This is a genomic window from Dictyobacter sp. Z7_2 (assembly GCF_057551105.1).
Window position 1 is genome coordinate 2,975,808 of sequence record NZ_BAAJPE010000001.1, and the last position, 21,706, is coordinate 2,997,513.

A 21,706-nucleotide genomic window follows, 5' to 3' on the forward strand; every position below is an offset into this window, starting at 1 on the left:
AAGTATAAAGAAATTATATAATCTTATCTATAGAGACGACATCATTGGCAATAAAAAGACACAATTTGATAGCAGTTTTTTTTATTTCACGATTACACTTAAATTCATACCGGGATGAATAGTGCAATAATAATGAAATGTGCCAGCCTGATTAAATGGTCCAATGATAACTGTATCATTTGGATTCATAGATGTAGCAGCACCGACACCGGGCGCTCCGGTCTCAGTATCAGGAAGTTGTGTTGTATCAAGCCAACGGCCATGATCTATGGCGTGGATCACTCCACTGTCATTGATGAGTGTAATGCTCTCCCCCTTATTAATGGTAATAGTGCCCTGGGAGAAGTTGGTGGCTGTCATATGAATCTGATTGCTATTGGCTGTTCCACAGGCTGCCAGACAGAGAGAAAGAAATCCGATCGCCAGTAGTCTGAGCGCAGTAATTCTGTAATTTTTCATGAATGGATTGTTACTCCCGTTTCACATGATATATTTATGCTTGCAAATATATGGACATAAAGATCCTCTTTTAATACAAATCGGTCGTGTGCCGACGTTAGATGAGGAATCTTATTGTCTACTAACTGATTATAGGGCAGATCTGTAAGAATGGGTATACTATTAATCTTGATTCTTTTGTCCGATAAAAAGAAATGAGTGATGTTTCTAGTGGTATATATATGTACTTCTCCTGGGTAAGTTAGATCAATACGGAAGCACCTTAGGTAAAAAATAGGGATTCACCCCAATAGACAGATATTGTTGTAGAGCCTATGCTCAGAGTAGCTATTTATTAGCATCAATGTGATTTCAGTTGTACGATGCGATTTTTGCTTCCATCGCAGTATTAGATGATAGATTTGAAAGGCAGGGATATTTTTATTATGACTCATTCTCGTCAACATGGACACTTTCTCGGTGCGGCTCTACTTAGCCTTGGTTTGTTTTTCGCCATTGTCAGTCCATCGTTTGCTCAGCCGAACCATGCTAAAGTGATCAGCTCTGATCCAGCGATTAATTCAGTCATCAAGCAGGCACCGACAAAGATAACTGTGACGACGGCTGAGAATATGAAGCCTGGGGCCGCAAATAGTAATCTGGAGATCTATGGACCTGATGGTGCTTTGATCAGTCAGGGCGATGCGACGGTGGCACTGAACGACCCTACGAAAATGTCGGTAAACATCAAGCCAGAAAAGGATGGTATCTACATTGTGAACTGGCATACCGTCTCTTCTGATGATAACGATCCTGCCCAAGGAGCCTTTGCTTTCACAGTGGGCGCTACGCCTACGGCTCAGCCTACCAAAACTGCTCAGACCTCTGAGACGACGAGTACGAACAATGCGGGTGGTACACCGATCTGGGTACCGATCGTTATTGGACTGATTGCCTTGCTAATCGGTATAGCTGCTGGATTTGGACTCGGTCGCACGCGTAAAACTGTCTCTGAGCCAGTCTCCGAGCCGATCGAAACTCCTGTGAGCAAATAAAAAAACCAATCGGACCCAGAGCATATGTCTTGCAGTAAGGCATATGCTTTTTTCGTGCTGTGGAGTACCATTGCCAGAAAAATAGCGCTCCAACGGAATCAGGTTGCACGGTCTATGGACGTGTTTTTTATAGAAAATAGCGAATACGTTGTTTCTGGTCGAAAGTAGATTGGAAAACGTTTCTATATATTGTACAATAAGATATGTCAGCATGCATACGAGGTGGCCTGAGATGTATATTTGAAGATGTGAAAGGAGAATGGCACATTCCATATTCGTCTCTGTATACCTTGGATATTTGTAATTTGTAGCGTGTTCTGTTCTGGTTGATTTTTCCCTACCTGATGCAGGTAAAGATGCTTGCTCACACTATACTATGGAGATATCGCTGTTCGTCGATGAGATAGCGATGTGAAGTATGAAACATGTTATGAAAGGTGGGAATGCTATGGCACAGTTTTCGCTAAAAGATGAGAACGTAGCAACCGATGCGGTCGCTACCCCAGGGGTAGTGAATCCCGCACCGCTGGGTTTGTCTGCTTTTGCTCTGACAACGTTCGTTTTAAGCTCTGCTAATGCTGGTTTGTTTACTGGCGCGGAGGTCGTGATTGGCCTGGCTCTATTCTACGGAGGACTTGTTCAACTCCTGGCAGGCATGTGGGAATTCAGGATGGGTAACACCTTTGGTGCGACTGCCTTCAGTTCTTATGGTGGCTTCTGGTTAGCTGTGGCGGCAATGCTCCAGTTAAAATTGATTCCCAATGAAACGGCCTTTGGCTTTTTCTTTCTTGGTTGGACCATTTTCACCGCAATCATGCTGATAGGGACATTGCGTAGTAATCTTGCATTGATTGGTGTGTTCTTCTTTCTTTTCCTCACGTTTTTGGCACTGACTATTGGCACATTAGGCGGCGGCTCTAGTTTCAATGTAATTGGTGGATGGCTGGGTATTATTACCGCCATCATTGCCTGGTATACTGCTCTGGCTGGCCTGCTGACAACTGTGAAGGCTCCTTTCCTCTTGCCAATAGGTCCACGATCTTAAGGCAAGGATAGCGCTTCGCCTGTGAAAGCAATTTTTGAGAATTGTATACGTATGTCTGACTGACGGTTTCACAGTGCAGATGCGTAGGCACGTTTCGTCGGGTATCGGGAGTATTGGTATGTATGGCTTCCTCTATGAAAGGGAGACTGAACATATTAATACTCCCTTAAATATGTGACTGGTGGAGGATAGAGGCGGATGGAGGCCTCTTCCCATAGGTCCTGTCGAGCTTGACAAGAGCGGGGTTACAATTGTAAAACGTTAATAACGATTCTTTTTCTCAGAATGAACTTGGAAAAAGTGGCTGCGGCCAATGACGCGCATGGTGCGTGTTGCTTCAAAAAAACTCCTCGATGAACTGCACGATTTGTCTAACCTCATGCCGGGAGGGGTGTAATGGTGAAGGGAGGGTCAAGTAAATATTGACTTTGATATGATGTTATATACAAGTAGATAGGAGTGGCGAGATTATGCGTCCTTTAATAGGTATCCCGTGTCGAGCGGGTGTCAGAGGGAGTAATCCAGAGAAACCAGTTTATTATAGCAATCAATCCTATGTTAACGCAGTTGAGCATGCTGGCGGCGTGCCCATCATCATCCCCCTTATGAAAGACTTCGATAGCCTGCATTCATTGTTGGCTCGCCTGGATGGCTTATTGCTGTCCGGTGGCATCGATCTGCAACCATCCACGTATCAAGAAGAGATCCAGGCCACACTCACCGAAACCGATCCAGAGCTTGATAAATTAGAACTTGTCCTCGCACGTTGGGCCTATCAAGAAGATGTGCCGACGCTTGGGATCTGTCGAGGAATGCAATTATTAAATGTTGCTCTCGGTGGAACGCTCTATCAGGATCTAGCTACAAGTTATCAAAGCGACATTCAACACGCGAATGGGACCTTACAGCGCAATCAGATCATCCATGCTATCGATATCGCACCGGAGAGCCGTATCCATAAAGTGCTGGGCACGGAGAACGTCATGGTCAACAGCATCCATCATCAAGCCATCAAAAAAGTAGGCAAAGGGATCGTTGTCAGTGGCCAGGCCGCCGATGGTATTATTGAAGCTATAGAGATTCCTGAGCGCAGCTTTATGTTAGCCGTGCAAAGTCATCCCGAGGAATTATACCGCGAATATCCCATCTGGACACGCCTGTTTCGAGCCTTCGCCGTTGCCTGCTCCGCTAAAATGGATCAGCAAATGGAGACCCTATCCGCTGAATTATCTGTCAGCGCTTAACGTCATCATCTCAATTATCTTCATTTACATACAAAAAGGATCTTCCAATTGCTTGGAAGATCCTTTTTATTGTGTGAGGATACGTGATTAATGTTTTCTATTCCAGGGAACTATTTTGTCTGCCATAAATTGTTCGCCGGACACCAGACGTCGGAGGTGCGTGGCGTTGGAGGGGTGGCCTTGACATATCCATTACTGAAAATGTCGTTATAGGTCTTCCAAATGGCTGGACCAACGGCATCAGCGCCTTCACCGCCATTCTCACGCATGGCAGTAATCGTAATGGCAGGCATCTGATCGGGTTGCCCCAGTGTGAAAGGAGCTTGCGTGACCATCCAGCCTTGAGCAGGCTGTGAAGTTCCAAGCTGTCCTGTACCGGTTTTGCCAGCGATTGTGTACTGATAACCAAAATTCTGATCCAGATGCCAGCCGCTACCACACATCGTCACAGCATCCATGGCCTGCCGAACCTTATAAGCGGTATCACTACTGACGACTGTACTTAACTGCTGTGAACTATACGAGGTAATCGTATTTTTTGAGCTGTCTGTAATCTTCGAGATGAGCATTGGACGCATCAAAACGCCGTTATTGGCGACCGTGCTATTGACCAGAGACATTTGAAATGGAGTGACATTATCAACACCCTGTCCAAAGGCGTTTGAGGCCAGCTGGAGTGTTGTTAAGGGGGTTCCATCGCTATTGGTAACACTGCTGGTGGCTGTATTCAGGTCAAAAGGAATTTTTTGGTCAATATAGAGTTTCTTCGCATAGTCTAACCATGTTTGTTGGCCCGTCTTGACGCCAATCTGGGCAAAGACGATATTATCTGAGTTGGCGTAAGCGAACTTTGTTGTAATCGGGAAATGGAAGACAAACTCTCCAAAGCCCAGGTTGTCACCTTTAATCTGGCTTCCGTCGTAGAAGAGCGGACCCATCGCTCCTTTTTGATCCCAGTTTGTATCCAGGGTGGTCGAGCCTGTATCCAGAGCGGCCATCAACGTGACCGTTTTGAAGGTTGAGCCTGGTGTGGTGGCTTGATATAATGGGCGATCGAGCATTGGTTGCTCTGGATTTTTGACCACCGAATCATAGTATTTTTCATCACCAGCACTGAGCGTCTGGACCATCTTGTTGGGATCGTAACCCGGAGCACTAACCATGGCTAGCACCTCACCCGTGTGTGGGTTGTTGATGACCATCGAGCCTCGGTCAGATTTAGCCGCCTGATTTAATGTATAGGATTGAAAGAAGAAGGGATCAGTGTCAGGATGATAATCATTAAATTCCTGGACCGCCAGACGCTGGATACGCACGTCGATTGTCAGGTAGATGTTATTGCCGACGGTCGCTTTATGAAGTGTTTTATTGACCGTGTTAGTTAATGCTGTGCTGCCTGTATCACCATCGAGAATATTGCCGTATTGGCTCTCGATGCCGGGAGGAGAATAATATCCGGGCACATAATAACCGATAATATTGGCTAAAGAGGGTTCTGTGTAGTGACGGATGTAGCCACCACAGATGTTTGCATCTGGAATCGATGTTGCTAGCAGGACTCCGTTACGATCATAAATGTTTCCGCGTATCGGATTGTTCTCGGCCAGGCAGCGACGAGGATTGTGCAAGGTAGAGGTAACGTTGTCTGCCTGTACTACCTGCCAATATACCAATCCACCGCTCAGGCCCACGAACAACACGACGAATACATAAGTGAGATTACGTATACTTGAGCTAATATTCATCGATTCACCCTTTAATGTGTTACCTGTGATTCTTGTTAATAGGTGCTTTGATGAAAAGTGTACCATTCCTATTTCGTATTGGCAAGAAAAGAATGCGTTGGTTGCCCAGTTTTCCTATCAATTGTGGCATATTACCACTGGGGCGTTGTTACCCTGGGCCATTGACACCTGCTCTTTCCGAAAGAGTTTAAAATGGATGTGAAGTACTCTTCCGATCTTTCGTTTGCTTACACGCTGTGCCGTTTGTGCTGTAAACGTTTCTTCAGGAAAAGTTTGAGGAAATCTAGAAGGCGTGCTGACATTCCAGGTAGCGTTTTTGGGTCGGCATATGCCTCTACACTCCAAATGTTGGAACGTCCCAGCGCCTGAGAACGAGTCAGGAAGACAGATTCAATGGTTATCCATACCCCTAGCAAAGGTTTTTTCTCCTGGACCGTTAATAAATCAAGGATGTCCTGATCTGTAGTCAGGCTGGCCTTTCCCCGTATAGTCAGTGTGAGGTTAGTCCCCGGAATAAAGAAGATGAGGCCCACTGAGGGATATTGTAGTATGTTGCGGTGGCTGTCGACGAGCCGGTTTCCTGGTCGATCACCAATCAGCAAAACATTATCATTTAATGGCTTAAAGGCTCCAGCTGGATCGCCACGCGGTGAGATATCAGCTTCTCCCTGCCCATTGCCGGTTCCCAGGCATAGAAAGGTGGCGTGCTCAAGGAAGAGACGGCAGTTTGCATCCAATGCTGCCAGGGGTTTGGGCGTCTCCTTGATTTGAGCAAGGGATGAAGATTCAATCTGGGGTTGCCAGATATGAGCACGCAGCAAGGCTTTAGGACACTGTATATAGCTCTCAGCGATGTCTACCAAAAGTGCTGATGAGGGCAACTCATCCTTAGGGAAGTACATTTCAAGCTGTTTTTTTCTGTTGATCACTGTTCCCTGCCCGTTGATACGTAGCGTGTCATTGATGCCTGGAATAATAAAGATCAAACCGCATTCACTCTCCATCAAGCTCTCTTCTCGAAGCTCTCTGAGTGGTTGATCGACTGAGAACGGGATGGCAAGTATTTTCTCGCTGAATATCTGTATGAAACCAGGTTTTCCGCCATGTGCAGAGACGGTAAGTGCCCCATCTGCGCCTCGTGTTGTAACGCAGAGAAAAGGGCTTTGAGCAATGAAACGCTTATCGTTGTCATTCAAGGTTGGCGCTTTTTTTTCTGCCATGAGTGGGATAGGGCGCGGAATGCGTGTACGCAATTCTTCTTCGGTTTTAATTAATGTATGAGGTTGTAGTAAGAGCATATGTGTTTTCTCCCGAACAAATGTTGTTGTTCCAATCCAGGATTTCCCAAAAAATCGTTGGTTGCGCTGGTGAAGAACGTTTTTTAGCACTTCCTTATACTTTTGTCAATTGACATGACGCATAGTTCATGCTCTAATAATGGTATTTAACCTGTCATCTCGTCATGCCCTCATGCGTATGCAGGTATATATCAAACTGAAGGTCTCTCTTTTATTGCTATCAGGAGGAGATTCCTCTTGAACAGTGTTCATTGTACCTGAACGTTGTTCAAGAGTCAAGAGGAACAGGTACGAGGAGGAAAAGATGGCACATAACGTTGGACGTACAGGTCAGAAACCAATTCAGCTCCAGCAAGAAAAAATTGTCCAGGTAGCCCTTGACCTGCTCAACGAGGTTGGACTCGATGGCCTCACGATGAGACGACTGGCGGACCAGCTTGATGTTCAGGTGGCGGCGCTGTACTGGCATTTCAAGAATAAACAGGAATTATTAAATGCTATGGCTGAAACAATGCTTGCTAGCTGTAGCGTTGTCGTTCCTGAGACTGAGGATTGGGTACAACGTTTGCAAACGCTTGTGCAAAACTTACGCCGGACTCTGCTGGCGTATCGCGATGGAGCCAGGGTTCTGGGTGGTACATACACTACTGGTCAGAATACCCTTCGTAACGCGGAGCTTTTCACCGAGACGCTCTATCAAGCTGGCTATCCGCCCAGCTCTGTGTTTACTGCTACCTGGACAATCTTCTACTATGTGCTTGGTTTTATCATAGAGGAGCAGGCATCCCGCTCCTCTACTGTAAATCATCGCGATGCTTTGCAAGGAGAACACATCGCTTTGCTGTATCCCACTCTTACCAAGCTCCTGCCGTTGTTTGAGAACTGGGATTTTGATGCTCACTTCCAATATGGCTTAAACCTCATTATTGAAGGTTTACGAAAAGAGAAAGAAAGCCTCAACTACAAAGACAGGAGCATGTGAAGTTAGCTTAGTTGCTCCGCGTCAGGTAGACTGATACTGCCTGCTGATGTGCTGTGAAGTTGGTTGAATTTGTTCGTCATAGTTATTTAACCTGCCAGAGATTATTTGGATAACAGTAACTTTGAGATGTAAAGCGTTCAGGTATCTGCGCTTTGACGTAATTATTGCTGAAGATGTTGTTGTAGGTGTGCCAGATTGCTGGTCCGATCGCATCGGCACCCTCGCCGCCGTTCTCTCGCATGGCTGTGATGGTAATTGCTGGCATCTGGTTAGAATCGGTAACCTTCAATGTGAAGGGGGCCTGCGTGATCATCCAGGCTTCGGCAAACCGATTGCCTCCGACCTCTCCTGTGCCTGTTTTGCCTGCGATGGCGTTTGAGGCTGGACCATCGATGAGTTGGCCTAGATGCCAGCCGCTTCCACACGTTGTAACCGCTGATAGCGCCTGTCGCACCTTGAAGGCGGTGTCCTGGCTGATAACTGTGCCCAATGTTTGAGGAGAAAAGGTCTCCAATGCGTTATTGCTATGATCGGTGATTTTAGAGACCAACATGGGACGCATCAGAACGCCATTGTTGGCGACCGTGTTATCGATCAAGGTCATTTGTAAGGGCGTGACCAGAGTGGCTCCTTGCCCGGAGGCATCCAGTGCCAACATAGCATCTGTTAAAGGCTGATCATGATCCAGGACGGTGCTGGTTGCCGTGTTCAGATCGAATGGAATCTCCTGGCCTACATAGAGCTTTTTCGCATAATCTAACCACTTATCTGCCCCTGTTTTCATGCCGATGCGGGCAAAGACAATATTATCCGAGTTGGCAAAGGCAAATTCTGTGTTGATCGGAAAATGGGAGACAAAGCCTTGCTCGATACCAAGATTATTGCCGGTCACAATTGTTCCATTAATATTCATATCATCCGCAGCTTGCTGCCTGTCCCAATTAGTATCGAGTGTGGTGTTATCGGAATCCAATGCGGCCATCAGTGTGAGCGTCTTAAAGGTTGATCCAGGTGCATAGAGTCCATTTAGTGGTCGATCCAGCATCGGTTGCTCTGGATTATTGTTTACTTGATTGAAATAATCCAGGTTTCCTTTCGCCAGCGTCTGGACCATCTGGTTGGGATCATAGCCTGGACCGCTGACCATGGCCAGGATCTCTCCTGTGTGTGGATCGCTGACAATCAGTGAGCCACGATCCGTGTTATCGACGATACTTCTGACAGAGACTCCCATCTGCGCAATGAATGTGTCGGTGTCAGGATTATAATTATTGAACTCTTGCTCGGCGGCCTTCTGGACGCGTTCGTCGATGGTCAGGTAGATATTATTGCCAACCGGTGCTTTGTGTAAGACCTTGTTGAATTGATTGTCTAATGCCGTGCTCCCCATGCTTTTGCCGTTGAGGATATCATTATATTTGCTCTCGATGCCTGGGGGAGAGTAGTATCCGGGTGCGTAAAAGCCAATCACATTGGCTAAGCCTGTATCTGTATAGTGGCGGATATAACCTCCTCCACAGGAACTGTGATTAGGTACTGAGGTTGCCAGCAACACACCGTTGCGGTCATAGATGTTTCCGCGTACCGGATTGTTCTCCGAGAGGCAACTGCGGGGATTATGTGGTGTGGATGTGACATTCTCCGCCTCTACCACCTGCCAGTAGATGAGACCTCCGCTGAGTGCAAGAAAAAGACTGATAAAAACATACGTTAATTTGCGTATGCTTGTGCTGATATTCATCAAGGAACCCTTCGCTTTGACGCCTTTAATCTATATTCGTAGCTATTTATGTTTGGATGATAGTATAGATGATCAATGTTTGCAAGTGTATAAATACTTTTTCTCATTTATTATTGTGTACAAATGAGCTCTATCCGCATTTGTAGGATCACTCTGATATCTCTTGCTACTTCCATTTTTGTCAGTTTAACGCGTCTGCCACAAGTTGGCGTTGAGGCAGTAAGGATCGGATTGGAGTGGTGCGGGTAGCTGTGCCTGGACATATCCCTTGCTAAAAATATCGTTGTACATTTTCCAGATTGCTGGCCCAACTGCTGAGGAGCCTTCACCGCCGTTCTCGCGCATGGCGACGATGGTTAGTGCCGGCATCTGATTGGGATCAGTGGTAATGTGTGTAAAAGGAGCTTGCGTGATCATCCAGCCGTGCGCTACCTGATTGCCTCCAATCTCAGCGGTGCCTGTCTTCCCGGCAATAGAACTCTGATAGCCAAAGTTCTGGCTGAGATGCCAACCGCTGCCGCAGGTCGTGACCGCTGACATGGCCTGTCGGACTTTGAAGGCGCTATCCTGACTGATTACAGTATTTAATTGCTGAGGGCTGAATGTTTGAAGTGGATTCTGATCAGGATCAACAATGCGGGAGATCAATGTCGGACGCATCAGGATACCGTTGTTGGCGACTGTATTGTCAATCAGTGACATTTGTAACGGGGTAATATTATCGATCCCTTGTCCGTAGGCGTTCGAGGCGAGCTGAAGCGTCGATAAAGGTGTGCCATCGCTATTTAAGACGCTGCTGGCGGCGACTGGTAGATCGAAGGGGATCGGCTGGTCAATATAGAGCCTCTTCGTATAGTCGAGCCACGTTTTTTCGCCGGTCTTGACACCAATCTGGGCGAAGACGATATTGTCCGAGTTGGCGTAAGCAAATTCTGTGTTGATCGGAAAATGGAAGACGAATTCTCCAAAGCCCAGGTTATCTCCGATGATTTTCCGTCCGTCGTAATAAAGAGGTCCCATGGCTTGTGTCTGGTTCCAATTTGTTGTCAGTGTGGTTGCCCCTGAGTCCAGAGCAGCCATCAGTGTGACCGTTTTAAAGATTGAGCCAGGAGCATAACGCGCTGCTACTGGTCGATTGAGTAACGGTTTGTCGGGATCAGCATTCATCTGGTTAAAGTATTTAAAATCATTCTGGCTCAATGTCTGGACCATTTTATTGGGATCATAGCCGGGGGCACTGACCATGGCCAGGATCTCGCCTGTGTGTGGATCGCTTATGACAACGGATCCTCTATTTGACGGCGCGTTGAGTCCCCTGGTGTAGCTCTGAAAGTAAAAAGGATCGGTCGTGGGATGATAGTTGTTGAACTCCTGGACCGCCAGGCGTTGGATACGCACGTCGATGGTCAGATAGATATCGTTTCCAATCGGGGCTGTGTGCAAAAGCTTATTGGTCTCTTGATCCATCTGGGTCGTATTATTTGTGCCCTGGAGGATATCATTATATTCTTTCTCGATACCATCGGGCATAAAATCTCCAGGGACATAGTAGCCGATAATATTGGCTAAAGAGGGCTCTGTGTAGTGACGAATATAGCCTCCACAGACGTTTTGATCGGGTAGCGATTCCGCCAGTAAGACACCATTGCGATCAAAGAGTTTGCCTCGTAGCGGTGTGTTACTGACCAGGCAGATGCGTGGATTGTGGGGGGTGGCTGTGACGTTGTCGGCCCTTAAAGCTTGCCAATAGACGAGACCACCGCTGAGCACGATGAAGCAGAGAATAAAGATATAAGACAATTTGCGTATACTCGCACCAATATTCATGCTGTATCCTTTGATCCGCTACCTGGGTTGATCGCTTGTCGTCAATCTGCTCCGCTATATTTCTATTAAGTAATATGTCCTCTTAACCTGATTACGTTTAATGCCAGTTATAAGTTGTTTCTCTCCCGCTTCTTCGTGATTATCGCGAGCTTTTTATTGCTAAAAACATCCCCTTTATCAACACACCACATTGTGGTATTATTTTCTCGATCTTTATCTATAGTAAAAAAAGTAAAAGTATATAAATAATAGGAGTAGAAATGATGTCGAAATATCTTGCTGGCGTCAGACACAAATTTACAGAGGCATCTCCATCTCACGGTAGATCCAGCGATCATCTCTCAACGGGCCAACTGTTGGCTATTACTGTGCCGATAGCTGCTCTACTGAGCTCTGTTAGCTGGGCGATTGCTGTATCCTTTATCGTGCATGAAAAACACATTGCACAGGTTGAGTTGGCACGTCTGGCTTATGAGGCGAAGAAATATGACTATCTCGCTCGCACAAGCGATGGTGATACGTCGCAGGAATAGATATTTCTGGATGGAAACTATAACTTTATCGCATAAAGATATAGTTGTCAAAGCAGAAAATTTTGCCGCCACCGCATGCTATCAGCGTCTGGGCTTCGCGCGGGTGGCGGCTTATGAGGAAGGTATCTGCCATCTCAACATTTGAGAATGTTGTTCAATGTTATACGTGTACGGATGTTTTGTGGAGGACGCTCGCTAATCTTTTGATGCCTTCATGGATACGTTCAGGCTCGTCGTGTGAATAATTCAATCTCATGGTGTTGGGGCCGCTGGCGTCTGGATAAAATGATGCACCAGGAACGAAGACAACGTTATGCTCAAGTGCCTGTTTGAAGATCTCTAGTATATCGTTTTCGGCTGGCAACGTGACCCACAGAAACATTCCACCTGAGGGATGGGTCCATGTTACGTCTTTGGGAAAGTGTTCTTCCATTGCGGATAGCATGGCGTTGCGCCGCTCACGATAGACGTTACGAATTAAATGGACATGCTCGTCCAGGAACCCATCTTTCAAGAGCTCGTAGGCGATCATCTGCGTCAAAGAAGCCGTATGGAGATCGGCTCCTTGCTTTACCTGCACGAGCTTGTGGATCACCTCTGCTGGTGCGATCACCCAGCCTATTCTTAGTCCGGGGGCCAGCACTTTTGAGAATGTTCCCAGATAAATGATGTTGCCTTGATAGGATGGTCCTGCTTGTTGCTCTCCTTCGAGGGTCAGAAGCGAGGGGAGAGGCTCTCCTTCGAAACGTAGCTCCGCGTAGGGATCGTCTTCGACAATCGGTAAGCCATACTCACGCGATTTCTCTACCAGCGCTTGTCGTCGTTCCAGGGTTAAGGTGACTCCGGTCGGATTCTGGAAGTTGGGCAGGACATAGGTGTATTTTGGCTGTTGCTGGAATGCTTCATCGAGATGTTCAGTCTGCATGCCATCGTTATCCATCGGGATCGATGTATAGGTTGCTCCATAGGCGCTCCACGCCTGGAGTGCTCCCATGTAGGTAGGCGCTTCAACGATGATGCGATCCCCTCGATCGATAAGAATCCTACCCACCAAATCCAGCGCTTGCTGCGAACCAGAGGTGATAAGTACATTCTCTGTGGTGAGTTGCAGGTTGCCGTGTGAGAGCCTCTGGGCAAGGAGTTGACGCAGTGGTCGATATCCCTCGCTGGCACCATATTGTAGGGCTTGCTCTCCATGTTCTGTCAGTACCTGATCGGTAGCTATCTTTACGCGCTCGATTGGAAATACCTCTGGAGCAGGTAATCCTCCCGCGAACGATATAATCTCTGGCCTTTCGGTGACTTTGAGAAGTTCACGTATTGTCGAACTCTTCATGTATTGAACACGTTGTGCGAATCGTTGTTCCCATTGTGTTTGCATCTGTGCCGTATCTCCTTTGTAAAGATGAGCGGGATCTTTCTATGTATAGTTCTAATGTAGATGGATTTTTCTAACTTGTCCAGAGACAATCGCTGTTTTTGGTGAGAGACAATCTTAATTGTGCTGTGTTGAGCACGGTTTTTAGATTGTCTCCTGCCAAATTTCATGATTGTCCCTGTACAATATGGATTATTTCCGTTACAGTAAGATGGAGGTGTAGCGTTTCGCCAATGAAAGGAGATCCCGATGAAGCTCTCTCTACAGCGTGAGGATCATTTACCTCTCTATCGGCAGATAGTGAATCAGGTACGTGAATATATTCGTACTGGTGCCTTACCAGTTGGAAGTCGTCTACCAACGATTCGTGAACTCGCTGGACAATACGGTCTGACGCGTCTGACGGTGCAGAGCGCGTATGCCGAGTTGAAGGCGGAGGGACTGGTGGAGGCAGGTGTTGGGCGTGGTACATTTGTGGCAGCGCAACTTCCGATTCCAACCTCGCTGCACGCGCAGCCAGCCCCGAAGATCTCGCCGCCGGCCTGGTTGAGTCAAGGGATTCTGGCTGATATGATGCGTATGACTGCGCACCCCGATCTACTCTCCTTTGCACAGGCTATCCCGGAAACCACCACCTATCCCATCCAGGAAATGAGTCGCTCGTTACGCGTCGCATTGGATGATCCTACTTCGCTGAATTATGGCTCAACGCAGGGCGAGACGTCATTACACGAGCAGGTGGCTCATATTCTGCTTGATCGTGGCATTGTGACGCCACCTGATCGCGTCATGATCACCTCCGGTGCCCAGCAGGCGATTGATCTGGCATTGTGTGCCTGCCTTTCTCCTGATGACGTGGTGCTTGTCGAGGAGCCTACCTATGTTGGGATGATCGAACTGGCGATCCAACGAGGCCAGCGTATCGTCGGCGTGGCTTCAGATGCTGAGGGCATTCTGCCGGAGGCGTTAGAGACAGCCTGTCAACGCTATCATCCACGCTTACTCTATCTGATCCCTACTTTTCATAATCCAACGGGGCGCTCGCTCTCCTTCGAGCGCCATAAGATGTTGCTGAGTCTCGCTCACAAATATGATTTTCTGATCTTTGAAGATGATGTCGCCGGGTTGCTGGCCTATGATGATTATACGACGCCTGCCCTGAAAGCCTCAGATGCTGATGGGCGCGTTATTTATGCTATGAGCTTCTCAAAAATATTGCTGCCAGGTGTGCGGATCGGAGCAATTGTGGCTGAAGAGAAAGTGCTGCTATCGTTACTGGCAGTCAAGCGTAGCAGTGATCTCTTCAGTTCGCCTCTGCTGCAACGGGCTCTGGCTGATTATTTGTATCGCCATCATCTGAGTGCTCACTTGCAACGTGTGCGACCTCTTTATCGTGCGCGTCGTGATGCTCTCCTCTCTGCTCTGCAACGTTATCTGCCGGAATGCTCCTGGACTGAGCCCAGAGGAGGACTGAATCTCTGGGTGACCTTGCCTCCTCAGATTCACGAATACGATTTCTATATGCAGGCGATCGAACAGGGCGTTGGTATCGCCCCTGGAGCAGCTTTCTATCTGCAAGCACAACCGTACGCGCACATGCGACTCAGTTTCGGGGCTCATACTCCCGAACGTATCGAGCAGGGGATAGCTATCCTTGGCGACCTTTTGCGGACACAACTACGCCAGGTACAACGCCTCACCACGCGCTCTGGTCTCACAAACTCTTTGCTGTGAAGTTTCATTGCGTTATAAGCTGCTTGATAGGACACGTTATTCTAAAACATCGCGTGGATAGCTCTGCTTCGCTTGAGCGCTCTCCGCCAGATCAATCTCAACAGTTGCAAAGGGCTGCTGCTGAGATGTTGTGGCCAGTACTGCTCCGTTGGGATCGATCGCCACTCCGCGTCCCTGAAATAAATTCTCACCTGCGCGATTGGAGGAGATGACAAATGCTCCTGATGCGATTGCGGCCATACGCAGCGCCACGAGCCAGCTTTCATAGTTAAGCGAGGATGCACGTGGAACCGCAATGATATTGGCTCCCTGTCTCCCATAGTATCTGGCCCACTCATTAAACATCACCTCGGTGCAGATCAGGAAACCGATCGTCATATCCTCTACAACTGCCGGCGTGAAGTCGCGCTGATTGCGATCAAACCAGCGTCGCTCATAAAAATTTTCCTCATCAGGGAAGTAATATTTGTCATGTACGCCTTCGTAGCCTCCTGTCGAACTCCAGGAGAAACCACGATTGAGATGCATCCCCCGTTCTGTCACCAGACGCGTTCCCAGTACGATCGCTGGTGCTAGCTCAGGAAGTCGGTCCATCATCGCATCGTGCTCCTCCTGAGCGCTCTGCCAGACCTGAGCATCAAACTCCGGCGTGCGTGCAAACCAGCGACAAAAAGGGAGTTCTGGTAACAGTACCAGATCGCTCTGCTGCGTTTTGACGTAGGCTATAAGTTCTTTCCAGGCAGGCGCGAACGCTGTTCGATCATCGGGAAGTTCACAAATGGTAATTTTCATACACCCTCCAGAGATGCAGTGAGATGATGACATTCCAACTTTATTTTCTGTAAGTTGACTCAAAAACTCTCTGCTCTGAATTATTTAACAGCTACTTTTCCAATCTCCCTGCACTTTTTTCCCTACCATTTTAACATAGCATCGCTATAATCCGTATAAAAATTTACTGGTGCCTATGTTAATATTGATGTATATATTTTATATGTGTAGAATTAGGAGTTTTGTATTTATGAATCGTGTGGCGAAACCCCGGGTAGACATTGTTGGTGGAGGCTTTTCAGCGCTTCTATCTGCGGTGGGATTGGTGGATGCCGGCTATGATGTGAACATCTACGGTGCAGATGATCATATGGGCGGAAAAATTGAATCTGCTATGCTTGGTGATCAGTTAATCAATATCGGCGCAGAATTTATTGACGAAGTGCAGGTTGGCTTGCTGAATGTGTGTAAAAAACTTGGTGTGCATGTTGTCGAGGCTAAAGATCAGGGGCAAATAAATTTTCTTTTGCCCAATGGGAAAGTAGTCGACGACAAAACATTTTTGGCTGCTGCTCTCCCGATTAAGCAAAGAATGGCGCGTGATAAAGAACGTGTTGTAAGCGATCCCTCAGGCCTGTTCGCGCAGGAGCTTGATAATCTATCAGTGGATCAGTACTTAGAGCGGCTGGCAACGGAAGCAAAAGGGGCATGTGCTGAGACGCTTTTGGAACAGGCTACAACCTCAAGCACTTCACAGTCGATGCAGGCGCAAGCATCGATAGATATCGATAGTGTAGTAACGACTTTGGGCAACGCCTATTGCTCGGAAGCTGGCCGCGATTGTGAGGAGGTTTCTGCTTTGCAATTTCTGCACGAGTCCTCTGCTCAGTTGGATACTCTACTGGATAGTGATTGCGGTTATCGCGTTGCGGGTGGTATGGAGCAAATTATTAAGCAGCTTGAACAGTATGTCACAGAACGCGGAGCAAAGATTTATTTAAACCACAAAGTGCTTGGAGTCGTGAGGCAGGCAGATGGAAGATTCACTGTCACACTTGATTCTCGTACTCAGACGTCATCCTGCGATCAAGTGGTGCTAGGACTGCCATCCTATGCTCTATGTCAGTTAAATGGCTTGCCAGAGCTTGGCTTTGCTCAAGAGGATATTGCTCTGCTGCGCGAGACCCAATATACGCACAATGCTAAATTTGTCGTCAAGATGCGTGAGGAGGCTATGAATGATTGCTTTATTTCCAGCGACGGTTTTCAAACCTGGCGCTCTTCTTCGCATGTGCGGACGTTTTTGATTGGTGGGAAGAAGCTTAATCAATTGCAAGATATGGATCTGATAAATTATTGTTTGAATAGATATGCTGTTGCTAATGGGCGTACGGCAGAGGAGCTGTTCGATAAGAGCCAGATTATTTTTCGTGGGCCTGACACGTTGTTACCGTGTTACGCATCGCCTGGTCCTACACAAGTCGTGCGACTCTTGCGATTTGCTGCGAAGACAAAGAAATTTGCCGCCGATGGTGTGGGGGTCGTCGGAACATATTTGCCATCCGCTGAAGGCTCAATCGGTTTTATGGAATGTGGTGTGCAGGCGGCCCGCCAAAATATTAACATTTTGATCGACCACATGCGAGGGAAAATATTTGCGCAGCAGGAGTCTCTGCTTGAAGGACAATCCGCGCTCTCGATTCAGCTAAATTGGAAGCCTCAACTGTGAACATCCTGATGCTGGGAGTCAGGGCGCAAGACTTTTAGGTGACTGTTTCTGACGTCTGTACAGGAAGTAGATAGCTGGTCCGATGATCATGATGGCAATGAGTCCATAGGCCAGGATGCTTACAAGGATGCCGGATAGGGTGACTTCCTGGAGGTTATTGGGTGCGAGCGGCGGATATACTCCAGTGATAATGAAGTTGGGAGCGCCTTTGACTGGAATCGTTGTGACGACCTGTTTGCCAGGGAGATCTAACATGCTGACCTGCCCGTTTTGGAGTGAAACAAAGCCTAGTTGACCATCGCTGGTGATGGCTACCGAGGTGGGACTTGTGTTGAAGTGGATGATACGCGATGGTTCGTGGGCGTGGGCAAAGCCGATGGTGACAGGCGAGAGAATGAGGAGTTGTTTCCCTAAAAGATCCGGGACATAGAGTTCGCCGGTGAGCTCATCAAAATCCATTGGACCATAGGAGCCGCCTTGCATGATAAGGATGCTGTGGTAGCTGTCGGTGTCGATGGCTCTGATGGTTCCAGCTCGCGTTGTGACGTAAGCCGTTTTGCCTGGAGGGATGGAGATTGTGTGTGGCTCGTTTGACATTAAGACGCTCCTGATGGGTTGTCCGGTCGTGGTATGAAAAGTTGTCAATCCTTGTGCTGTGGTGGCCCAGAGCTGTGTATCCTGTGCTCCCGGCAGATTTGTATCTGCGAAGGCAAGAGCAATACCGTTGATGACTGCTGGGGCTTGAAAGGTATGTTTTATCTGGCAATTGGTGGCGTTAAGGGCTGTGATGATCGCTGCGCCATGACCGGCGACGTAGAGGCTATTGGTACCTGTATCCAGAGCAAGAAAGGCTGGCTCTCCAGTGAGATTGGCTGTGCAGATGACATTGCCTGTGTTGGCGGCCAGAATGGTAACTCGTTCTTGCTGGGGCTGACTGGTATATAAGTATTGTCCATCGACACTTAAGAGTAGGGCGTGTGGATTGCTGACGTCGTTGATCGTTCTGATCACTTTTTGTTGCATAACGTCGATAATGCTGATACTTGCGCCTTTGCTTGCTACATAGGCAAGGTTAGGGGCTCCCCCATCGGCCTGTACCTTTGTCGGTTGCATGATACAGGTGATGAGGAATAGCAGATAAAGCCATACTTTGGATTTCCGGCATGCTATGCCATAGTAATGAGTACTTGTTTGTTGTATTTGTTGTCTGGTATGCATAATTTTCTCACCGTTATACTTGAATGAAGCACCTGGAACTCATCACCTATTGCTGTAGGTTGGAAGTTTTGGATGATATTTAATGAATAATTATAGATACTTTCGATCTTCTCTCAATCTGAAACATATATCTCTGTTACCCCAGTATAGATAAGCCTGCAAAGAGGTTCTGGTCTTTGCACATGCTATAACTGATTGTTTGCTACTACCGACTCTGTTTCGTACTGAATAAGAGATGCACCACAAATTAAGTTTCTTTTCTGTGTTATACTTCAAACATCAAAATAACGTACCAACTTGTCAAACTAAATAATGCATTTTGTTCGATGTAATTGTTTTGATAGTTTTTGAAGAAGATATGGGAAAGGTAGCTCATAGTGGAATTGACATTTCTGGGAGGGGCATCGGAGGTGGGCGGGTCAAGTATGCTGTTGCAGGTAGCCGGGCGTTGTTTGCTGATTGATGGTGGGATGCGTCCTGCGGCTCGCGATGGACAATCACGACTACCGGACCTTTCTTTGCTTGATCGGTTTCCTCCCGAAGCGCTGATAGTTACTCATGCGCATATTGATCATACCGGTGCCCTTCCACTTATAGCATCGCTCTACCCACATATCCCGATCTATGCGACTGAAAGCACGAAGATCATCACGGAAATCTTGCTACGCGACTCTGTACGTATCATGGAGCAAGAAGGGTTGAAGCCTGATGGAGAAACTCCTCTGTACAACGTAGAGCAGGTTGATGCTTTGCTGGGACGTATTCAACCATTGGGGTTTAAACAGCCCTTTGCGCCTCTCCCTGATGCTCCAGAGATACGTGTGTGGTATCTGCCGGCCGGTCATATTCTGGGGGCTGGCATGCTCTATTTTTCCACTCCTGAAGGGACGCTTCTCCATACGGGCGATATCTCTGTGACGGATCAACGCACCATCAAAGGGCTGGAGATGCACTCTTTGCCTCATGCCGATATCATGATCTGTGAGGGCACCTATGGTAATCGCTCCCATACCAGTAGAAAAGATGAGGAGCGGAAATTTGCGGAAGCGGTCCAGGCTACATTGGCACGTAACGGCCGGGTATTGTGTCCTGCCTTTGCCGTCGGACGAGCGCAGGAGATCGTTTTAATCTTGAAATCTTATCGTGCCAGTGGTTATATCTCGCCGGTCCCCATTTATCTGGATGGTATGGTGAGATCAGTTTGTAAAGCATATCAAAGTCAGGTGCACGATCTGCATCCTAACTTACAGCGTTATTTGAAGAATGCCAGGCGACCACTTTTTGTTGATCCTGACCTGCATATCTTTGCCGTACGCAGTTCGGAGCGTCCCACCCTCGTGGCTCGTAAAGAGCCCGCCATTATCATCAGCAGTTCGGGCATGCTTACTGGAGGCGCTTCTCCACTCTATGGAGCTCACATTGCGACGCGCGAACAGGATGCTTTGCTCCTTACTGGCTATCAAGATGAAGAAAGTCCTGGAGCCGCTTTACTGAGAGCTCGCCCCGGTATGCCACTCCAGATTGGCTCAAAATCGGTCATGCTGGCGTGCAAAGTCGAAAAATATAATCTATCCGGACACGCGGATAGCGAGCAGATCAGTCAGGTCGTCACGAAAGTCGCGCCGCACCGACTTATTCTTGTCCATGGAGCCCCTGAAGCACTGGAAGCGCTCAAGCAGCGTTTCCTGGATATTGGTGTCGATATCCCTGTTGTAGGCACTACATTGACATTTCATAATCACTGGCACAGTAGCGCTCCTTTTCCTGTGGGGAGAGATGATGACGTTGCCTTTTTATCTGCGGATCATCAGGAGCGACCTGACGAACCTCTGCATGTACCCAGCATTGAGGAGCTCTGGTTATTAGCGAAGAGGTTAGGACCGTTACGTCCGTGGACGATCGTGGAACTGGGTCAGGCCTATTATGGTTCTGCTTATCGCCCCAACTTACGTCCATTCGTTGAACAAGTCTTCAAAAATGATACCTCTTCCTACTTTAAACGGAGTCGTATCGGCGCTCAGGCGATCTATCAGCCATGTGAAACCGTGCTGGGTCATTCATTAAGCGGAGTTGAACACGAGACGAGAGAGTTCAACCTGCATCAGAGATCGTCGTTTGCAGATGCCGAATCTATATTCAATACACCTGTCGCTGGAGAGATTGTGCTGGTACAGGGACAGAAGAATTCTCCCCCTTATCTGGGATTGACGCTTTCTGGTGCCCATAATGGGAGCATTCGCATTGTGACTGATGGTTGGAAGGCTGCACTTCGTCCACTCTCTATGCTACAACTGCTGCCCGGTGTGCATTGTCAGGATTGGTTGTCAGCTTCTGATGAAGCCAATAAAGTAGCTCTTAAACAGTGGCGTACGCAATTGGAAGCATCCTGGGTTGATCTCTTCTTCTGGTGGAAACGCAGCCAAACGCAAGAATTTACCTTTACCTCACTTTGCCACGAGCTTGCCCTGGAGACAGATGATGAGCAGCTGGCCTGGGGACTTGAACTGTTGGCCCATGGCTCACTCCTGTTTCGACGTGACGGTGAGCTGTGGACTCCTTTTGATGCGCATCGTATTGAAAGCAACGAAGGATTTGTCCATCACCTCCAGTTGCTTGACGCAGGAGCTGGTGCGATGGTCCAGGTCAATGGACGGCCTGCTTTGTTGACAGGACAAAGTAATTGGCGTCTTTTTGAAGTGCGTTGGTGTGAATATATTGAAGAGGCCGAAAGTGAACTGGCCCAGGCGCGTGCGTCTACTATTCGCCTTGACTGACGATGAAGGTTCCTCGCTTATCACTGATGTTTCTTGCGAGCTTGCTCTATTACATTAGTGAGGGTGAGGGATTTTGCGCTTGATAATTTTATCAAGCGCAGTTCCTCTACTCTTCCCATAACCAGTTGCGTGAAGATCACTTTTTACTTTATAATCTGGATCTCTAATCGCTAATTGCGCATTTGTATTAGTAT

At 47.7% G+C, this 21,706-nt stretch carries 17 protein-coding genes; 9 read left to right on the forward strand and 8 right to left on the reverse strand.

Translation table 11 applies throughout. The features are described from left to right. Nucleotides 1–81: 81 nt before the first annotated feature. The gene (locus AC27N8_RS11840) at nt 82–459 is read right to left on the reverse strand and encodes a cupredoxin domain-containing protein (protein WP_487067177.1); all 378 of its coding nucleotides are present in this window, start codon (nt 457–459) and stop codon (nt 82–84) included. 425 nt (nt 460–884) lie between these two features. Between AC27N8_RS11840 and AC27N8_RS11845 the strand changes: the two genes are divergently transcribed. The 3 genes from AC27N8_RS11845 (at nt 885) to AC27N8_RS11855 (ending at nt 3,782) form a co-directional block, all read left to right on the forward strand. Continuing rightward, entirely contained in the window at nt 885–1,493 is a 609-nt protein-coding gene (locus AC27N8_RS11845; RefSeq protein WP_487067179.1) for a copper resistance CopC family protein, read from the forward strand. Between the two features lie 448 nt (nt 1,494–1,941). Then, nucleotides 1,942–2,538, forward strand: a complete 597-nt coding sequence (locus tag AC27N8_RS11850; RefSeq protein ID WP_487067181.1) for an acetate uptake transporter — start codon at nt 1,942–1,944, stop codon at nt 2,536–2,538. A 470-nt stretch (nt 2,539–3,008) separates the two neighbouring features. Beyond that, a complete protein-coding gene (locus AC27N8_RS11855) occupies nt 3,009–3,782 on the forward strand; it encodes a gamma-glutamyl-gamma-aminobutyrate hydrolase family protein (protein ID WP_487067183.1) in 774 nt (257 codons plus the stop codon). A 110-nt stretch (nt 3,783–3,892) separates the two neighbouring features. Here the strand turns inward: AC27N8_RS11855 and AC27N8_RS11860 are convergent, their stop codons facing one another. Both AC27N8_RS11860 and AC27N8_RS11865 read right to left on the reverse strand, forming a co-directional pair. Beyond that, nucleotides 3,893–5,527 (reverse strand): penicillin-binding transpeptidase domain-containing protein, encoded by a 1,635-nt coding sequence (locus AC27N8_RS11860; RefSeq protein ID WP_487067185.1) that lies wholly within the window; start codon nt 5,525–5,527, stop codon nt 3,893–3,895. Nucleotides 5,528–5,754: 227 nt separating this feature from the next. Further along, nucleotides 5,755–6,825 (reverse strand): pyridoxamine 5'-phosphate oxidase family protein, encoded by a 1,071-nt coding sequence (locus tag AC27N8_RS11865; RefSeq protein WP_487067187.1) that lies wholly within the window; start codon nt 6,823–6,825, stop codon nt 5,755–5,757. Nucleotides 6,826–7,129: 304 nt separating this feature from the next. Between AC27N8_RS11865 and AC27N8_RS11870 the strand changes: the two genes are divergently transcribed. Continuing rightward, nucleotides 7,130–7,807 (forward strand): TetR/AcrR family transcriptional regulator C-terminal domain-containing protein, encoded by a 678-nt coding sequence (locus AC27N8_RS11870; protein WP_487067189.1) that lies wholly within the window; start codon nt 7,130–7,132, stop codon nt 7,805–7,807. An 82-nt stretch (nt 7,808–7,889) separates the two neighbouring features. Here the strand turns inward: AC27N8_RS11870 and AC27N8_RS11875 are convergent, their stop codons facing one another. Both AC27N8_RS11875 and AC27N8_RS11880 read right to left on the reverse strand, forming a co-directional pair. Next, on the reverse strand, nt 7,890–9,548 hold the full coding sequence (locus tag AC27N8_RS11875; protein ID WP_487067191.1) for a penicillin-binding transpeptidase domain-containing protein: 1,659 nt from the start codon (nt 9,546–9,548) through the stop codon (nt 7,890–7,892). A gap of 186 nt (nt 9,549–9,734) precedes the next feature. Then, nucleotides 9,735–11,375 (reverse strand): peptidoglycan D,D-transpeptidase FtsI family protein, encoded by a 1,641-nt coding sequence (locus AC27N8_RS11880; protein WP_487067193.1) that lies wholly within the window; start codon nt 11,373–11,375, stop codon nt 9,735–9,737. A 260-nt stretch (nt 11,376–11,635) separates the two neighbouring features. Between AC27N8_RS11880 and AC27N8_RS11885 the strand changes: the two genes are divergently transcribed. Continuing rightward, complete coding sequence (locus AC27N8_RS11885; RefSeq protein WP_487067195.1) at nt 11,636–11,908, forward strand: hypothetical protein; 273 nt, start codon at nt 11,636–11,638, stop codon at nt 11,906–11,908. Nucleotides 11,909–11,918: 10 nt separating this feature from the next. Continuing rightward, a complete protein-coding gene (locus AC27N8_RS11890) occupies nt 11,919–12,053 on the forward strand; it encodes a hypothetical protein (RefSeq protein ID WP_487067197.1) in 135 nt (44 codons plus the stop codon). A gap of 15 nt (nt 12,054–12,068) precedes the next feature. On the opposite strand, the gene AC27N8_RS11895 is transcribed toward AC27N8_RS11890, so the two are convergent. Next, complete coding sequence (locus AC27N8_RS11895; protein ID WP_487067199.1) at nt 12,069–13,289, reverse strand: aminotransferase-like domain-containing protein; 1,221 nt, start codon at nt 13,287–13,289, stop codon at nt 12,069–12,071. Nucleotides 13,290–13,535: 246 nt separating this feature from the next. Here AC27N8_RS11895 and pdxR point away from each other — a divergent pair, with 246 nt between their 5' ends. Next, nucleotides 13,536–15,020 (forward strand): MocR-like pyridoxine biosynthesis transcription factor PdxR, encoded by a 1,485-nt coding sequence (pdxR, locus tag AC27N8_RS11900; RefSeq protein WP_487067201.1) that lies wholly within the window; start codon nt 13,536–13,538, stop codon nt 15,018–15,020. A gap of 36 nt (nt 15,021–15,056) precedes the next feature. Here the strand turns inward: pdxR and AC27N8_RS11905 are convergent, their stop codons facing one another. Then, complete coding sequence (locus tag AC27N8_RS11905; RefSeq protein ID WP_487067203.1) at nt 15,057–15,812, reverse strand: carbon-nitrogen hydrolase family protein; 756 nt, start codon at nt 15,810–15,812, stop codon at nt 15,057–15,059. A gap of 229 nt (nt 15,813–16,041) precedes the next feature. Here AC27N8_RS11905 and AC27N8_RS11910 point away from each other — a divergent pair, with 229 nt between their 5' ends. Next, entirely contained in the window at nt 16,042–17,520 is a 1,479-nt protein-coding gene (locus tag AC27N8_RS11910) for a flavin monoamine oxidase family protein (protein ID WP_487067205.1), read from the forward strand. 18 nt (nt 17,521–17,538) lie between these two features. Here AC27N8_RS11910 and AC27N8_RS11915 read toward each other — a convergent pair whose 3' ends face one another. After that, entirely contained in the window at nt 17,539–18,738 is a 1,200-nt protein-coding gene (locus tag AC27N8_RS11915) for a YncE family protein (protein ID WP_487067207.1), read from the reverse strand. A gap of 377 nt (nt 18,739–19,115) precedes the next feature. On the opposite strand from AC27N8_RS11915, the gene AC27N8_RS11920 reads away from it, so the two are divergent. Then, nucleotides 19,116–21,512, forward strand: coding sequence for an MBL fold metallo-hydrolase (locus tag AC27N8_RS11920; RefSeq protein ID WP_487067209.1), 2,397 nt, complete (start codon nt 19,116–19,118; stop codon nt 21,510–21,512). Nucleotides 21,513–21,706 lie beyond the last annotated feature (194 nt).

Coding starts and splice junctions, on each gene's coding strand:
- AC27N8_RS11840 (WP_487067177.1), bottom strand. CDS start 459: ATGAAAAATTACAGAATTACTGCGCTCAGACTACTGGCGATCGGATTT.
- AC27N8_RS11845 (WP_487067179.1), top strand. CDS start 885: ATGACTCATTCTCGTCAACATGGACACTTTCTCGGTGCGGCTCTACTT.
- AC27N8_RS11850 (WP_487067181.1), top strand. CDS start 1,942: ATGGCACAGTTTTCGCTAAAAGATGAGAACGTAGCAACCGATGCGGTC.
- AC27N8_RS11855 (WP_487067183.1), top strand. CDS start 3,009: ATGCGTCCTTTAATAGGTATCCCGTGTCGAGCGGGTGTCAGAGGGAGT.
- AC27N8_RS11860 (WP_487067185.1), bottom strand. CDS start 5,527: ATGAATATTAGCTCAAGTATACGTAATCTCACTTATGTATTCGTCGTG.
- AC27N8_RS11865 (WP_487067187.1), bottom strand. CDS start 6,825: ATGCTCTTACTACAACCTCATACATTAATTAAAACCGAAGAAGAATTG.
- AC27N8_RS11870 (WP_487067189.1), top strand. CDS start 7,130: ATGGCACATAACGTTGGACGTACAGGTCAGAAACCAATTCAGCTCCAG.
- AC27N8_RS11875 (WP_487067191.1), bottom strand. CDS start 9,548: ATGAATATCAGCACAAGCATACGCAAATTAACGTATGTTTTTATCAGT.
- AC27N8_RS11880 (WP_487067193.1), bottom strand. CDS start 11,375: ATGAATATTGGTGCGAGTATACGCAAATTGTCTTATATCTTTATTCTC.
- AC27N8_RS11885 (WP_487067195.1), top strand. CDS start 11,636: ATGATGTCGAAATATCTTGCTGGCGTCAGACACAAATTTACAGAGGCA.
- AC27N8_RS11890 (WP_487067197.1), top strand. CDS start 11,919: ATGGAAACTATAACTTTATCGCATAAAGATATAGTTGTCAAAGCAGAA.
- AC27N8_RS11895 (WP_487067199.1), bottom strand. CDS start 13,289: ATGCAAACACAATGGGAACAACGATTCGCACAACGTGTTCAATACATG.
- pdxR (WP_487067201.1), top strand. CDS start 13,536: ATGAAGCTCTCTCTACAGCGTGAGGATCATTTACCTCTCTATCGGCAG.
- AC27N8_RS11905 (WP_487067203.1), bottom strand. CDS start 15,812: ATGAAAATTACCATTTGTGAACTTCCCGATGATCGAACAGCGTTCGCG.
- AC27N8_RS11910 (WP_487067205.1), top strand. CDS start 16,042: ATGAATCGTGTGGCGAAACCCCGGGTAGACATTGTTGGTGGAGGCTTT.
- AC27N8_RS11915 (WP_487067207.1), bottom strand. CDS start 18,738: ATGCATACCAGACAACAAATACAACAAACAAGTACTCATTACTATGGC.